This window comes from Embleya sp. NPDC020886 (genome assembly GCF_044333915.1).
Lineage (GTDB): Bacteria > Actinomycetota > Actinomycetes > Streptomycetales > Streptomycetaceae > Embleya.
On sequence record NZ_JBIRRX010000002.1, the window covers coordinates 542,391 to 557,191 of the forward strand.

Here is a 14,801-nt window from a genome sequence, read left to right on the forward strand (position 1 = left end):
GGCCGGTTCCGCCCGCCCGCGCCGAGGTCACCCCGCCTGGGTGAGACCCGTGAGCCCCGGCGGGAGGTCGCGGGTGTGCACGACGCCGAGCCGCTGGGTCGCCCGGGTCAGCGCCACGTACAGGTCGGCGAGGCCGAACGCTGCCGGCTCCACGACGATCACCGCGTCGAACTCCAGCCCCTTGGCCTGCTTGGGGTCGAGCAGCACCAAGGGCCGGGTCAGGTCCGGCTCGACGCCTCGTTCGGCGTGCGGGATCGCCGCCGCCACCGCGTCGATCAGCTCGCGCGGCGCGATCACCGCGAGGCGTCCCTCGACCGGAACCCGCTCCGCGCCACCGTCGGTCGCGTGCCGCGTACGCGACGTGCCCGATGTGCCCGACCCGTCCGATGTACCCGACTCCAGCGCGACCGCCCACGCCACGGCCGCCGCCAGGTTCCCGGTGTGGCGCGCCCACGGCTTCACGCCGGTCGAGCGCACCGACCTCGGCGGCTCGAAGCCCGGGTCGGCGGCCCGCATGACGTCGGCCGCGACCTGCATGATCTCGGTCGGCGTACGGTAGTTCACGCCCAGCCGGACCCGCTCCCAGCGGCCCTCGACATACGGCACCAGGATGCGCTCCCAGGATCCGCACCCGGCCGGCTCCGAGGTCTGCGCGGGGTCGCCGACCAGGGTCATCGACCGGCTGGGGCTGCGCCGCATGAGCAACCGCCAGGTCATCGCCGAGAGTTCCTGGGCCTCGTCGACCACGATGTGGCCGTAGGCCCAGGTGCGGTCCGCCGCCGCGCGCTCGGCCGAGGTGCGGCGGTCGAGCTCCTCCTGGCGTTCGGCCAGCCGCTCGGCGTCCACGAGGTCGTGCGCGCTCAACACCTCGGACTCCTCGTCGTCGCGGTCCTCGAACTCCTGTGTGCGCGAGCCGTACGACAGGTCCAACACGCCCTGCGCGTACGCGATCTGCCGCCGGCGCTCGGCAGCCGCCGCAGCCCGCGCCAACGAGTCGTCCTCACCCAGGAGTTCGGCCGCCTCGTCCAGCAACGGTACGTCCGCGACCGTCCATTCGTCGCTCGTCCAGGTCCCGAAGACCGGGTCGTACGCGGCCGGCCGCCGGATCGCCGCGGCGTCCTGGTCGGACAGGTACACGGGTTCGGCGAGGTAGTCCGCGAGCAGCCCCTGCGGGGTCAGGCGGGGCCACAACTCGTCGACGGCCGCCTGCACGGCCGGGCTCTCGGCGACCGACATCGCCAACTGCGCGACCTCGTGGGTGCCGAGGAAGTTCGGCCCGCCGAACGGGTCCGCGCCCAGTACGGCGACCAACTGCTCGGTGAGACCGTCGATCACGCGCGCCGCGAACGCCGGGCGGGCGAGGTTGTGCGGCAGCCGGGTTGCGCGCGCCCTGCTCCGGGCGGCCCGGGCGATCTCCGCGTCCAGGAACAGATCGCCGTCGTCGTGCCCGATGAGCAACGGCGTCTCGGGCACCGTCTGTCGGTCGGCCACGAAGCGGGCGAGCACCTCGGCCATCGCGGCGCGGCCCTTGACCTCGGCGGCCTCCGGGGTGTCGACGGCGGTCGCGGTGACGCCCGGGAACAGCTCGCCCGGCGTGGCGAACTGCACCCCCGTCTCGCCGAGCGACGGCAGCACGTCCTCGATGTAGCCGAGGAAGGCCGGGTTGGGGCCGACCACGAGCACCACGCGACGGGTCAACTGCTCGCGGTTCGCGTACAGCAGGTACGCCGCGCGGTGCAGGGCGACGACCGTCTTGCCGGTGCCCGGGCCGCCCTCGACCACCAGGACGCCCTGGTGCGGCGCCCGGATGATCCGGTCCTGCTCGGCCTGGATGGTCTGCACGATGTCGTGCATGCGCCCGGTGCGGGCGGCGTCGAGCGAGGCGAGCAGCACCGCGTCGGCGTCCGAACCCTCGAAGCCGGTGCGAGTGGCATCGGTGAGGTCGAGGATCTCGTCGTGCAGCGCGGCGACCCGCTGCCCGGAGGTGGTGATGTGCCGTCGGCGGCGCAGGCCCATCGGGGTGTGTCCGGTCGCGAGGTAGAACGGCCGCGCGACGTCGGCGCGCCAGTCGATGACCAGCGGGGTGTGCTCGGCGTCGTCGCGGCGAATACCGATCCTGCCGATGTGGTGGTCGGCACCGTCACGGAACAACAAACGCCCGAAACACAGGCCGTTCGCGCCGGCGTCGAATGCCGCGCGCAGGCTCGACTGTTCGAAGACCGCGATGTCCCGTTCGACGCGTGCCTGCCGGGTGCCGTCGTGCTCGCGCCCGAGCACGTCCGTTACGGCGGCCTCGGCCTGGTCACGCAGGTCCGCGAGGCGCGCGTACAGGACGTCGATGAATTCCTGTTCGTGTCGCAATTCGGCGTTTGACAATTCATCTCCCGGACGGCTACTATGCCTTCATAATCTTTCTGAATACTGTGTGATCACCGGTATTCAGAATCATCCAATATACCTTAGGAAAAGCCCCGGACGCCAAGGCGTCCGGGGCTTTCTCCTTCCCTGTCTCCGTTTCCCCCTATGGCGAGGTCCGTCGGTCGGCCTCCCCGGGTTCCGTCGACGGTTCCGTCAACAGATCCGGAGCGGCGCGCAGTTCCGCCCGCACCGAGGACTCCCAGTAGCCGACGAAGCCGTTGCCGTCGCTGCGGCGGCTGCGCTCCAGCCAGTGCGCGGGCAGGGGACTGGTGCGGCGGCCGTCGGCGGCCCGGACCAGCCAGGCGTTGCGGCAACGGATTTCGAGGGCGACCGCACGCTGGTGGACGGCCCGGGTGGAGACGCCGACGACGAACACCCCGTGCCCGGCGAGCAGCGCGAGATCGGCGTCGCCCATTGCCGCGATCACCTTGCGCGCGGCCTCGGCATCGTTGACCGCGCCGTCGTACTCGTCGACGAGCGTCAGGTCCCCGCCGCCGAGGGACGAACTCTGGTCGTACGCGGGCGGTATCTCGCCCATGTCGGCCCACACCGTGCCGAACCGCGGGTGGTTGTGCATCGCGACCTGGATGTCCGGGCGGACCTGGTGGAGTTCGAGGTGCAGCGGTATGCCGAGCGGCACCGGCCAATCGCCGTCGACTAGGTTGCCGGCCAGGTCGATCCGGATGATGTCGCGCGGGCGGATCTCGTTCCAGGCCAGCAACCAGGGGTTGCACAGCAGTGTTCCGTCGCCGAGGTTGTAGGTGATGTGTCCGGCGAGGTGGTCGTCGTAGCCCTCGCGCCAGAGCGTGCGCGCCAGCAGCACGATCTCCTGCGCGGGGGTGAGGTCGGGGACGAGCCGGCCGGGCGTCGGGGTGAATGCCATGAAAAGCCTTTCGCGGAGCGGGGGCGAGGCGGGATCCGGCGTGCGGCCGAGGCCGCGGGGCTCACGCGTCGAGCGGCAGGACGACGTCCGGCAGCGGGTGTCGGTAGAGCTTGGCGGCGTTCTCGCTGCACATCATCCGCAGTTCGTGCGCGGGGATGTCGCCCCAGTGCCGCGCGATGACGTCCTGGGTGTGCGGCCAGGTGCCGTCGCCGTGTGGGTAGTCGGTCTCGAGCATGATGTGGTCGACGCCGATGACGTGCCGCAGCGCGATCGTGGAGGGGTCGTCGAGGGTGCAGAACCAGAAATTGCGGCGCAGCACGTCGGCGGGGCGCTCGTCCCAGCCCAGGCCGTAGCCGGAACGGTCGACGATGTTGTCGAGCCGGTCGACGAGCATCGGCACCCAGCCGATGCCGCCCTCGCTCATGGCGATCTTCAGGTTCGGGTGCCGGACCGGGTAGCCGGACCACAACCATTCGCTGCACGCGCCCAGCGACAGTTGGCCGAACATCGTCGCGCCCAGTTGCAGCGCGGGGCCGCCGGGCGGGATGGGGTGCAGGCCCGAGCTGCCGACGTGGAGCGAGACGACGGTGTCGGTTTCCTCGCACGCGCGGATGATGGGGTCCCAGTGGCCGCGATCCCACAACGACGGAAGACCGATCGCGTGCGGGCGCTCGGGAAAGGTCACCGAGGTGAAGCCGCGGGCCGCGTTGCGCTCGATCTCGGCCACGGCCTCGGCCGGATCGGCGAGGTAGGTGATCCCGCCCGGGATGATCCGCTCGGGGTAGGCGCGATACCACTCCTCGTAGAGCCAGTCGTTCCACGCCCGCACACACGCCTTGCCGACCTCGGTGTCCCGGGCGTGCGCGAACACCCGGCCGCAGAACCCGGTGATCTGGGACGGGAAGTTGAGCATGGCCCAGATGCCGCCGAGGTCCATGTCCCGGACCCGGGCGTGCACGTCGTGGCAACCCGGACGCATGGCGTCGAAGCGGGCCGGTTCCAGTTTGACGCTCTCGGGTCGACGGCCGGCGACGGCGTTCATGCCGACCTGCGAGTAGCGCGCGCCCTCGAACTCCCAGACCTGCGCGCCGTTCGGGTCCTCGACGATGCGCGGGCCGCGGCCGCGCAGCGAGGCGGGCAGGTGGGTGTCGAACAGGTGCGGCGGCTCGACGACGTGATCGTCGACCGAGATGACGGTGTAGCGCACGTCGGCGGGTTCGGGATCGGGGAGGAACAGCTCCGGGTCGAGGGTCGTCACGACGGCTCCCAGCTTGTGTGTTGCTATGTGACATGCCGTATTGTAGAGTGATCCGCAATGTATCGGAGGGCGCCCGATGGCCGTCAAGCCCCTGCAAAGCCTTGCGCGCGCCCTGGAGGTGCTCGACGTCATCGCCGAGCACGAGCCGGTCGGGGTCGCGGAGCTGGCTCGGATCACCGGGGTGGACAAGAGCGCCCTGCAGCGGATCCTGGTCACGCTGCACGCGGGTGGCTGGCTGCGGCCCACCACCGAACCGTCGACCCGATGGAAGTTGACCACCCGCCCGCTGGTCCTGGCGGCTCAGGCGCGGCGCCGGGACGATCTGCTGACCCGCGCGCGCCCCGTGTTGGCGGACCTGCGCGAGGCGACCGGCGAGACGGTGATCCTCGCGGTGCCCGACGCCGGGCGCATCGTCGCGGTCGATGTCGCGGAGAGTCGGCAACTGGTGCGCACCGTCCCGCGGATCGGGCTGGTGTTCCCGGCGGCCACCAGTGCGGCCGGGCTCGCGATGTGCGCGGCCACACCTCCCGACGAGTGGGATCTGTCCGGCATCGATCCGCACGACGAGGTCTTCCGGCGGGAGTTGACCGGCACCCGCGACCGCGGCTGGTCGCTCAGCCTGGGGGCGGTGGACGCGGGCGTCGCCAGCGTCGGGGCGGCGGTCCTCGACGCGACCGGCCGACCGATCGCCGCACTGATCGTCAGCGCCCCGTCCGGCCGCCTCGACGAAGCCGGCTGCACACGCGTGGGGAAGCTGGTCGCCCGGGCCGCGACCGGCCTCGGCGACCGAGCCGGGCCGCCGCGGTGACCTCGGGCCACCCCACCCTCCGGGCGGCGGCGCCGGCCTGTGGCTCGGCGGGGCGAATGGTCCGGACGGGCGGATTCGTGCTGCGGCGCGCCCACCCGCAGGAGAGCACCGAGGCGACCGCCGGGCCGACGATGCAAGGGATGTCCGCGCCGCCGGGGACGGTCACCGACGGCACGCCCGACGCCATTGCCTCTCAGCCGTGCAGGGTGGGTCGGTAGACGAGTTCCTGGATGTTGCCGTCGAGGGTCCGGTGCTCGATCAGATCGAGGTCGAAGTCGGCGGCGCCGCGGAAGATCGGGTCCAGTCCGGTCCGGCCGGTGATCACCGGGAAGATCGTCACCTGGACGCGGTCGACCAGACCGGCGGCCATCAGCGCCCGGTTCATCGACAGGCTGCCGTGCGAGCGCAACGGCACGTCGGACTCCTCCTTGAGCCGGGCGACGACATCGACGGCGTCGCCGCTCACGACGGTCGCATCCGGCCAGTCGAGGGGACCCTCCAAGGTGGTCGACACCACCGTTGCCGGCGCATGCGTCATCCGGGTGACCCACGGGTCGCGCACCTCGGAACCCTCCGTGCCGACGGCGAGCATGCGTACGAAGGCCCGGAACGTGTTGGCCCCGAAGACCATCCGCTGCTCCGCGCGGTACTGGGCGAGGCGGTGTTCGAGGAACTCCGGGCCCTGCTTGCCCCAGTAGCCGGCCCAGTCGCCGCCGGCGCCGCCGAAGCCGTCGAGGCTGGAGAAGACGTCGAAGGTGTAGGTGGCGGTCATGATGCTCTCCTCGAATGCGGGTGATCTTGTGATCGGGTGTCGAGGATGAAGACTTGAAGCCGCGGCGAAACTCATCGCCGTCGGACACCCGGTCCGGACCTCCCGTACCGCGATACCCGTCAGGCGTCGTCGGGGAGGAGCTCGGGGGGCCGGTCGGCGCCGCAGCCGGACACGGTCGCGATCGTGTTCGCGAGCAGCCGCACGCCGACGTCGTCGGTCGGCTCGGTCGCCTGGATGCCGGCGCCGACCACGACCGGTGCGGCCGTACCGACCGGCTCCGCGGCCGCGCGTAGGGCGGGCCGTACCGGTGGCGGGGTGGCGCCCGGCCCGGGCTGCGCGTCCACCGCCGCTTCGGCGTCCCGGGTGGGACTGCCGTTCACGAGGACAGGTCCAGCACTCCCGCGAGGGCGGCCACCACCGGCGGGGCGACCCGGTAGTACACCCACGTGCCCCGCCGCTCGGAGGTCACCAACCCGGCGTCGCGGAGCCTCTTCAGGTGGTGCGACACGGTCGGCTGGGAGACCCCGACGTCCTGGATGTCGCACACGCACGCCTCGCCGCCCTCATGCGAGGCGATCAGCGAGAACAGCCGCAGGCGCACCGGATCGCCGAGCGCCTTGAACATCGCCGCGATGCGCTCGGAGTCCGCGACCGCCAGTGGCTCGCGTGACAGCGGCGCGCAGCACGGCACGACCTCTGCGCCGGCCGCTGTTGCCAGGAGCGGAAGCACCTTCGGATTCGACATGTGTCGATATTGACAGTCGTCGATGACCGGTGGCAAGGTTTTGATATCGACAGATGTCAATACAGCCGCTTCGACCCGGAGGTCTCCGTCATGTCCCGCGTCCAACTCGCCCTGCGCGTCGCCGACCTCGACGCCTCGATCGCCTTCTACAGCAAGCTTTTCGGTGCCGAACCGGCCAAGCTCCGCGACGGCTACGCCAACTTCGCCATCGCCGAGCCGCCGCTCAAGCTCGTCCTGATCCAGGGCACGGAGGGCGAGCCGACGGTGCTGGACCACCTCGGGGTCGAGGTGGAGACCACCGAGCAGGTCACCGCCGCGACCGCCCGGCTCGCCGAGGCGGGCCTGGCCACCCTGGAGGAGAACGACACCGCGTGTTGCTACGCGATCCAGGACAAGACCTGGGTGCACGGCCCCGGCGGGGAGCCGTGGGAGGTATACGTCGTCAAGGGCGAGGCCGACAAGTTGGCCAAGGACGAGGGCTCGGCCTGCTGCCTGCCCGCCACCGACAGCGGCGTCCCCACGCCCGCTCCGACCCGGGCCCCGCTCGACCCGCGACCGGCCGAAACCGGCTGCTGCGGCTGAGCGTCCGCCCCGGATCGGCGAGATCGTCCGTCGCCGCAGGCCCTATCGGGGTCGCCGCCATCACGCCGCCGCGCCGACCGGGCACCTGCGCGTTCGTCTGGCCGGCGTGTGGGGTCGGTTGCACGCGATCTCGCTCGCGAGACCGCGCGCCCACGGGCGGCGATGCCGTTACACGACCGAGTGGTTTGATCGCTGTTTCCTGGCTTCCCGGTGGTGGGGCGGGCGATGTTGGTGGGGCACCACTCACCACGGGCAGCGCGAGTCACCGGGTTGGCCAAGTGAGGCGAACGCCCCGACAGTGTCGGGGCGTTCGCCTCATTCCGGAGCGGGGGAGGCCGCGACGAACGGGCACCGGAGCCGGACGGCCGTTGTGGTGCACGCGGTCGGGCCTTCGTCGGGAAACGGGCCTCAGACCTCGTGCGTCGCCGGCACGGCAGGCGCGCCGATGTTCTCCTCCGCGCGCGGTCGCAGACCGATCCGGATGAGGACGACACTGACGAACGTGACGACCACGTTCACGATCAGGGCCAGCCGGATCCCGGCCGGTTCCGCGTCCTGCGTGGCGGCGATCGCGCTCAGGATCGGGATGCCGATCGTGATGGCGATGTTCTGGGTCATCGTGGTGAGACCGGTCGCCAGGCCCTGTTCCTCATTGGGCAGGCCGGAGGTGGCCGTGACCGTGTACGCCACGATGGCCGTCACGTGTCCGAAGAAGCCGACGAACAGCGCGGGGATCAGCAGGGCCAGCCCGATGCGGTCGGAGCCGACGAAGATGAGCGGGACCGTGGCGAGGCCCTGGACGGTCAGGCCGATGGGCAGCACCTTGCGGTAGCCGTGGCGGCCGATGAGACGACCGGCGGTCGGGCCCGCCAGTACCGCCGCCAATCCCGGAACGCCGAAGATCAGGCCGGTGGCGAGCGGGTTGAATTCGAGGATGTGCTGGAGGTACAGCGTCATCAGGAAGATCATCGCCGTCTCCATCGTGAACACCACGAGACCGGCGTAGTTTCCCCACATGACGGTCGGTCGCCTGAGGATGCGGAGCGGGACGAGCGGTGCGGCGGCGCGCAGTTCGATCAGCCAGAACGCGGCCAGCAGCACGATGCCGACGACAGCGGCCGGGATGTTCCGCTCGATGACGGCGTAGACGACGGCCAGCAGGCCGCCGGTCACGGTGATCGCGCCGGGCAGGTCGGGCTCGACCCGTTCGGGCACCTTGCTCTCGCTGATCAGAAGCGGCGTGAGGACGAGGATGAGTACGGCCACGGGCACGTTGATGAAGAACGCCGTACGCCAGCTCAGCAGGCTCACCAGCGAGCCGCCGAGGAGCGCGCCGACGGTGAAGCCGCCGGAGAGCAGCGCGCCGTTCAGGCCCAGGATGCGATCGCGCATCGCGCCCTCGTGGAACGTGGTGGTGAGCAGGGACAGCGAGGCCGGGACGGACAGGGCGGTGGACAGGCCCTGAAGGGCGCGGGCGGACAGGAGCATCTCGGGAGTGGTGGCGAACCCGCCGAGCAGCGAGGCCACGGCCAGCAGGACGATGCCGGTGAGAAAGAGCAGGCGGCGGCCGAACAGGTCGGCCAACCGGCCGAACAGGAGCGTGAAGCCCGCTGCGGGCAGGGCATAGGCGGAGGCGATCCAGGGCAGGGCGGGTGGCTCCAGTCCGACGCCCTCGCCCACTTCCGGCAGTGCGACGTTCAGGATGGAGAAGTCGGCGGACAACATGAACCCGGCACCGAGCAGGACCAGCAGGATCAGTCGCTGTCGTCCGGTGAAGCGGGGTGGGGAAGTCGCGGTGGTGGTCACGGGACGGTTGCCTTTCTCGAGAATCCGGTAGGGGCGACAGGCGGCACGGCATCGGGCGGGCGGCCGGGCGGGCGATCGATCGAAGGCGGCGCAGTCCTGGGGATGGTGTGAAGTCCCGGAAGACGTACGGGAGTTGCCTGCGTCGTCCCCGGTCGATGGGTACCGGCGAATCGAAGTGGACCCGGCGGCCGGCGGGGGATTCCCGGGAGGCGTCCAGGCGTCCAGGCGTCCAGGCGTCCAGGCGTTCAGGCGTTCAGGCATCGAGGCGACGAGGCGTTGCGCCGGTCCCGTGCCGACGCGCGGGGTTGCGGTGTGTGGTGGTGGTGTGTGGTGGCGGCGGCCGGCGGAGCCCGCCCGGCGTCACGCCGGGTCTCCGCTGCGCTCGTCTTCACGGCACGCTCAGGACACCCCGCAGCAGGGGGTGTGCCATGAGTGCCTTCTCCGGACCCGCCCTCGAAGCCGCGCGCGCCAAGAAGGGCGGGTGGCCGGGCAGGGGTCGTACCCGTAGTTCCTGGTCTAGCTCTCTTCGCGCTCGGCTGCCTCGGCGAGGCGCTTGATCGTGGCCAGGCGTCGATCCCAGTCGGCGGCGAGCGTGGACATCCAGCGGGCCGTCGTGTCCAGGGCGGCGGGCCGCACCACGTACCGCACTTCCCGCCCGACGCGGGCGCCGGAGACCAGTCCGGCGGCATCCAGGACGGCGAGGTGTTTGACCACCGCCTGGCGCGAGATGGGCAGCCCGTCGGCGAGCGTGGTCGCGGTTGCGTCGCCCTGTGCGGCGAGTACGTCGAGGAGTCGACGTCGCGTCGGGTCGGCAAGCGCGGTCAGGACGCTGTCGACGCCCTCGGCGGGGCCGCGACCCCCCTCGGCGCTCACCCGACCTGTTCGGCGCGGCCCTTGACCGCGTCGAACACCCGGGGCCAGCCGTGGGAGTTGGACCGCAGCGTGTGGTCGCGCCGGTCCTCGGACAGGCCCAGTGCGGCGAACCCGCTCTCGACCACGCGCAGAAGTGTCTTGTCGCCTTCCCGGCTCAGCGTGAATTCCACCAGGGTGCTGTTGTCCGCACGCAATTCCTCCCCGGGGAACGCACTGGCCCAGCGATAGGCCACGTACGTCGGCGGCTCGACCTTCTCCACACGCACCGAGACCTCACCCACTTCGGAATTCTTCGCGAGCAGCGACATGCCCTCCTCGGCCACGGTGCCTGCCACGCTCCCCTCGTCGGCCACCCAGAATCCGGGGACGGCCACCAGCGACCATACCCGCTCCAGGGAAGCCGCGATCAACGTCTCGCGTTCGATCCGGTCTGCACTCATCGGGACTCCTCGTTGTCGTTTCAGGCGCAACCCGATGATTGCACGTCGGCATTTCATGTGCAACCTGTGGGTTGCGGATTGTTGGCGATGCCATTGTGCTCAACGCCGGGGCGAGGGGCGCGAGTCGGTGGTGCCGCGTCTGCCGTGGCGCACCTCCCGGGCCGACTTTCGGCCTTGCGTCGGAGGTCGGCCGGAGAGGTGAAGGCCAGGTGGGGGGCGTTCCGAGGCGCGGCGACGGCCGAGTAGCATGGCGTTGCATGATTCGATCAAGGGACCGGTGCAACAGGCCCGTCCACTGGTGCAGTTCGAGATGGGGGCAACGACCCGATGGACTCCGGCTTTGAGCGTTCGCCCGAGCAGGAGGCCCTGATCGCGGGCTGGACTCCGCCGGAGATCGACACCACCAGGCCGCACTCGGCGCGTATCTACGACTACTTCCTGGGCGGCAAGACGAACTTCGCGCCCGACCGGGAAGCCGGCGAACAGACACTGCTCGCCGTCCCCTACGCGCGCACCGCGGCGCGGGCGAACCGGGCGTTCCTGCTGCGGGCGGTCGACCACCTGGCCCGGCTCGGGATACGGCAGTTCCTCGATCTCGGCACCGGCATCCCCGTCGAGGGTCGCAACACACACGACGCGGCCCAGAAGATCGCGCCGGAATCCCGGGTGGTGTACGTCGACAACGACCCCATCGTGCTGGCGCACGCCCGTGCGCTGCTGAGCAGCCATGCCGACGGGAAGACCGCGTACATCGACGCCGACGTGCGCGAACCGGACGCGATCCTGGACCACCCCGCGCTCACCGGGTCCCTGGACCTGGAACGGCCCCTGGCCGTCATGCTGCTCGCGATTCTGCACTTCGTCCCGGACGACGAGAAACCCACGGAGATGCTGCACCGGCTGACCCACCGACTGCCTTCCGGCAGCCACCTGGTGCTCTCGCATCTGACCGGCGACTTCGACCCGGTCGGCACCGGCGGCGGCGCCACCGTATACCGAAAGTCGGGCATTTCGATGCAGCTGCGCAGCCGCGCCGAGGTCGAAGCGCTCGTCCCCGAAGGTTGGGAACTCCTCGACCCCGGCGTCGAAATCGTCTCCCACTGGCACCCGGAACCCGGCGCCGAACTCCTCGACCCGGCAGACATCGGCTGCTACGGCCTGGTGGCACGCAAACGCTGACCCGTCCGGTCGCCGAGCGCGTCGAGCACCCGATCACGCCGCGCATCGGCGGCCCGCGCAGGCGCCGTCCTGCGTGGGAGCACGCGCTCCCAGACCACCGCCCATGGCGCCGATCAGGTCAGGCCCCGAGCGCGGCGCAGACGCCCTCGGGCGCGAAACCCGGGCGCGCGGCCGGCAATCGCCGGGCCGACCCCGACCGGGGCGTGACCCGGGGCGAGGGCCACGGGCGGCGTCGACGATTGCGCCTCGACGGGGCGGTGGCGTGAAGGGTGTGGCCCTGGCCTCGCCGCCCAGCTCAGGGGCTACTTCGATGTTTTTTCGACGAGTATTGCCGGGACCCCGGGAGGAGTCCGACGAGCTTCCCTCCGCTGCGCCGGGGCAGTCAGTGGATGGGGTTGAACAATGCCATCGTCTCCAGGGTCCCGGTCCAGGGGTGGCAGATCGCCCCGGACCAGTCGGGTTCCCAATCCGGGCGCAGGCCGCGGACGCCCCAGCCGTCGGGGCGCCGGGAGGGGAGGGTGCCGGTGGTGTGGTCGTGGACGGCCTGGGCGTAGACGTGGTGGGCCGTGGTCAGGGCGTCCTCGGCCGTGGCGGCGTTTCCGGTGAGCACGTGGATGCCGCGTGCGTCCGTCCTGGGATCACGGATGGGAACGTCGACCTGGTAGACGGGGTGCATGTCATCGACCGGGGTGTTCATGACGATTCCTTGAAGTGCGGTCCGAACGCGTCGGTGACGGATCCCCGGGTCGTGCCGGCGTCGGGACGGGGAGGCGCATGGGGGGCGCGGCGCCGGGGCCGAGCGTGCTCACCGGCCATGCGGTGCGGGAGGAGCGCGGTGCCGGGCACGTTCGCGGTGCGCTTGCCGGGTCCCGGGTCGAGCACGGTGTGCGTTGACCAGGCCGCGCCGAGGCAGGTTCCGATACCGCGGGCGGTGTCGGTGTCCGAATTCGGGACCGTCGCTGCGGTGGCGACCGCCTGCGCCCGGTCGAGGGTTCCGCGTGGTGATCGTTTCCGCGGAGCGGTGGGTTCGAAGTCCATGGTGTCGCTCCTGGGATTCGCCCCGGCGACCATGCGAGGCCACCGTCCGTACTTGTACCGTATTGCTACCGTACAAGTACGTTAGCACGTATCGACGCGAAGCGCACAAGGAATGGACACGCGATCCGGAAGCCGGTCCGACTGCGGCGTGAGGAGCCGCCTCGACGGCATCACGTTTGGGGATTCCCCCCGACTCCGGGGTCTGGAGGGAATCCCCGCCTCGGCAGACATCCGTCACGGTTGCTCCGGGCCACGAGTGGCAGCCTCGGGCCGGCCTGGTTACCTACGCGGCCGACGGCTGCGGGTTCCCCGGCCTTCGGGTGCCGTGCGGCTGGGAGCCGGTGCTGTCGGGAGTGGGGTGACGAGTTCGGGGGTCACGCAAGGGCCGGGGCAGGCAGACGTCGGGGCAGCGCGATGCTGAGGGCGAGCGCGATCATGCCGACCGCCGCGCTGATCACGAAGGTGGTCGTGTAGGCGTCCCAGCTCGGTATCGGTGTGCCGGGAACGGGATCGGACGCGAGCACACTGGCGCCGATCTGGCCACCGAGGGTGGCGCCGATGCTGCGCAGGACGAACGCGGTGCCGGCCACGCTCGCAGTGCGGTCGGCGGGGACGACGCTGACCACGATGTTCATCGACTGGGTCGTGCTGAGGCCGATCCCGATACCGCACACGGCACTGGCGAGGTAGAGGGCCGCGGCGTTGCCGTGGGCGAGGAGCAGCAGCAGGCTGGAGCCGACGATGAGTGCGGTACTCAGGGCCATCACGCCGCGGGTGCCGAGGATACGCTCCGCGTGGGGGGTGAGCGGAGAACTCGCCAGAGCGAATATCCCGAGGGGCAGGAGCAGTAGCCCGACGGTGGCGGTGTCGGCTCCGAGTCCGTATCCGGTGCTCGTGGGGAGACTGGCCAGGCTGGGCACCACGACGTACAGGGCGAATGTGCCGAACCCGACGACGAACGCCACCACGCAGGTCAGGACGACCGGTCGGTTCCGGAGTCCGCGCAGGTCGATCAACGGGTGTGTCGTGCGGAGTTCGGTGGGTACGAACAGGCCGAGCAGCACGGCCGCGATCGCGACACGGATGAGGAACGGCGCGGAGGTCCAGCCGTGTTCGGGTGCGACCGTCAGGCCCAGCAGCAGGGCGACCAGTCCGGAGCCCAGGAGGACGGCGCCGAGCCAGTCGATCGATCCGCTGCCCGCAGCCGGGCACTCGGGCACGATCTGACAGACGGCGACGAGTGCGACGAACATGACGGTCAGCGGGATCCAGAACAGCCAGGTGAACGACAGCGCGCTGATGATCCAGCCGGAGGCCAGGAGGCCGAACGCGGCGGCCAGTGCCGTCGCGCCGACGATCAGGCCGATGGCGGGCTTGAGTCGGTGCGCGGGTTGGGTGTCGTTGAGCAGGCCGATGGCGAGGGGTTGCAGTCCGGCACCGACGCCCTGGATCATCTGCCCCGCGATCAGTTGTCCCACCGAGTTCGCCGTCGCGGACACGACGATGCCGACGAGCACGACGGCGACGACGGCGATGAGGACCCGGCGTTTGTCGGCGATGTCGCACAGGCGGCCGATCACCGGGGTCGCGACGGCGCCGACGAGCAGCAGGCCGGTGAAGGCCCAGGTGACCGCCTGGGGCGAGGCGTCGAGATCGGCCCGGATTTGCGGCAGGGCCGGGATCAGCATCGCCTCCAGCGCGGTGTAGACGGACAGCACCACGGTGAGGATGAAGGGCGTGGCGCCCGGTCTTGCCTTGCGTATGGATCCGACTTCAGCGTTCATGACGATTCTCCTGATCGGGGATCACGGCGGTTGGTCGGTGGTGGTGGGGTGCGTGGCGCGGGCTCGGCGCAGCCGCAGATCGCGCTGGAAGCGTTCGGCCGCTGTCGTCGCACGAGCGCGTCCGGTCGCGGATGGGGTGCCCGGAGACCGGCTCGATGATCGAGCCGGTGAAGGTGGTCGAGGCCGCGGTGCGGCCCGGCGCCCGTACGGGAGGA

The 14,801-nt window shown here is 70.9% G+C and carries 14 protein-coding genes; 3 read left to right on the forward strand and 11 right to left on the reverse strand.

Translation table 11 applies throughout. The features are described from left to right. Positions 1-27 precede the first annotated feature (27 nt). The 3 genes from ACH4U8_RS09155 to ACH4U8_RS09165 form a co-directional block, all read right to left on the reverse strand. Positions 28-2,376 carry a UvrD-helicase domain-containing protein gene (locus ACH4U8_RS09155; RefSeq protein WP_360314159.1) on the reverse strand — a complete coding sequence of 783 codons (2,349 nt, stop codon included), beginning with the start codon at positions 2,374-2,376 and terminating at the stop codon, positions 28-30. A 145-nt stretch (positions 2,377-2,521) separates the two neighbouring features. Next, a complete protein-coding gene (locus ACH4U8_RS09160) occupies positions 2,522-3,301 on the reverse strand; it encodes a class II aldolase/adducin family protein (RefSeq protein ID WP_395776440.1) in 780 nt (259 codons plus the stop codon). Between the two features lie 61 nt (positions 3,302-3,362). Continuing rightward, positions 3,363-4,559: an amidohydrolase family protein gene (locus tag ACH4U8_RS09165; RefSeq protein ID WP_395776442.1), complete on the reverse strand. Its 1,197-nt coding sequence runs from the start codon at positions 4,557-4,559 to the stop codon at positions 3,363-3,365. Between the two features lie 76 nt (positions 4,560-4,635). Here ACH4U8_RS09165 and ACH4U8_RS09170 point away from each other — a divergent pair, with 76 nt between their 5' ends. After that, a complete protein-coding gene (locus ACH4U8_RS09170; RefSeq protein ID WP_379990213.1) occupies positions 4,636-5,367 on the forward strand; it encodes an IclR family transcriptional regulator in 732 nt (243 codons plus the stop codon). A gap of 193 nt (positions 5,368-5,560) precedes the next feature. On the opposite strand, the gene ACH4U8_RS09175 is transcribed toward ACH4U8_RS09170, so the two are convergent. The 3 genes from ACH4U8_RS09175 to ACH4U8_RS09185 all read right to left on the reverse strand — a co-directional run bounded on the left by ACH4U8_RS09175 (position 5,561) and on the right by ACH4U8_RS09185 (position 6,884). Then, positions 5,561-6,139, reverse strand: coding sequence for a dihydrofolate reductase family protein (locus ACH4U8_RS09175; RefSeq protein ID WP_395776444.1), 579 nt, complete (start codon positions 6,137-6,139; stop codon positions 5,561-5,563). A 119-nt stretch (positions 6,140-6,258) separates the two neighbouring features. Then, positions 6,259-6,519, reverse strand: coding sequence for a hypothetical protein (locus ACH4U8_RS09180; RefSeq protein WP_395776446.1), 261 nt, complete (start codon positions 6,517-6,519; stop codon positions 6,259-6,261). Continuing rightward, positions 6,516-6,884 (reverse strand): ArsR/SmtB family transcription factor, encoded by a 369-nt coding sequence (locus ACH4U8_RS09185; RefSeq protein WP_395776448.1) that lies wholly within the window; start codon positions 6,882-6,884, stop codon positions 6,516-6,518. The genes ACH4U8_RS09180 and ACH4U8_RS09185 overlap by 4 nt, the downstream gene beginning before the upstream one ends. Positions 6,885-6,974: 90 nt before the next feature. On the opposite strand from ACH4U8_RS09185, the gene ACH4U8_RS09190 reads away from it, so the two are divergent. Then, positions 6,975-7,466, forward strand: a complete 492-nt coding sequence (locus ACH4U8_RS09190) for an ArsI/CadI family heavy metal resistance metalloenzyme (protein ID WP_360314147.1) — start codon at positions 6,975-6,977, stop codon at positions 7,464-7,466. Between the two features lie 408 nt (positions 7,467-7,874). Here ACH4U8_RS09190 and ACH4U8_RS09195 read toward each other — a convergent pair whose 3' ends face one another. From ACH4U8_RS09195 to ACH4U8_RS09205, 3 genes are all read right to left on the reverse strand, one after another. Next, the gene (locus tag ACH4U8_RS09195; RefSeq protein ID WP_395776450.1) at positions 7,875-9,272 is read right to left on the reverse strand and encodes an MFS transporter; all 1,398 of its coding nucleotides are present in this window, start codon (positions 9,270-9,272) and stop codon (positions 7,875-7,877) included. 516 nt (positions 9,273-9,788) lie between these two features. Further along, the gene (locus ACH4U8_RS09200; RefSeq protein WP_395776452.1) at positions 9,789-10,145 is read right to left on the reverse strand and encodes an ArsR/SmtB family transcription factor; all 357 of its coding nucleotides are present in this window, start codon (positions 10,143-10,145) and stop codon (positions 9,789-9,791) included. Beyond that, on the reverse strand, positions 10,142-10,585 hold the full coding sequence (locus ACH4U8_RS09205; protein WP_360314141.1) for an SRPBCC domain-containing protein: 444 nt from the start codon (positions 10,583-10,585) through the stop codon (positions 10,142-10,144). The genes ACH4U8_RS09200 and ACH4U8_RS09205 overlap by 4 nt, the downstream gene beginning before the upstream one ends. Positions 10,586-10,912: 327 nt before the next feature. Here ACH4U8_RS09205 and ACH4U8_RS09210 point away from each other — a divergent pair, with 327 nt between their 5' ends. Then, entirely contained in the window at positions 10,913-11,764 is an 852-nt protein-coding gene (locus ACH4U8_RS09210) for an SAM-dependent methyltransferase (RefSeq protein WP_360314139.1), read from the forward strand. 382 nt (positions 11,765-12,146) lie between these two features. Here ACH4U8_RS09210 and ACH4U8_RS09215 read toward each other — a convergent pair whose 3' ends face one another. Both ACH4U8_RS09215 and ACH4U8_RS09220 read right to left on the reverse strand, forming a co-directional pair. Beyond that, on the reverse strand, positions 12,147-12,461 hold the full coding sequence (locus ACH4U8_RS09215) for a hypothetical protein (protein ID WP_395776454.1): 315 nt from the start codon (positions 12,459-12,461) through the stop codon (positions 12,147-12,149). A gap of 715 nt (positions 12,462-13,176) precedes the next feature. Then, positions 13,177-14,586 carry an MFS transporter gene (locus tag ACH4U8_RS09220; RefSeq protein ID WP_395776456.1) on the reverse strand — a complete coding sequence of 470 codons (1,410 nt, stop codon included), beginning with the start codon at positions 14,584-14,586 and terminating at the stop codon, positions 13,177-13,179. Positions 14,587-14,801 lie beyond the last annotated feature (215 nt).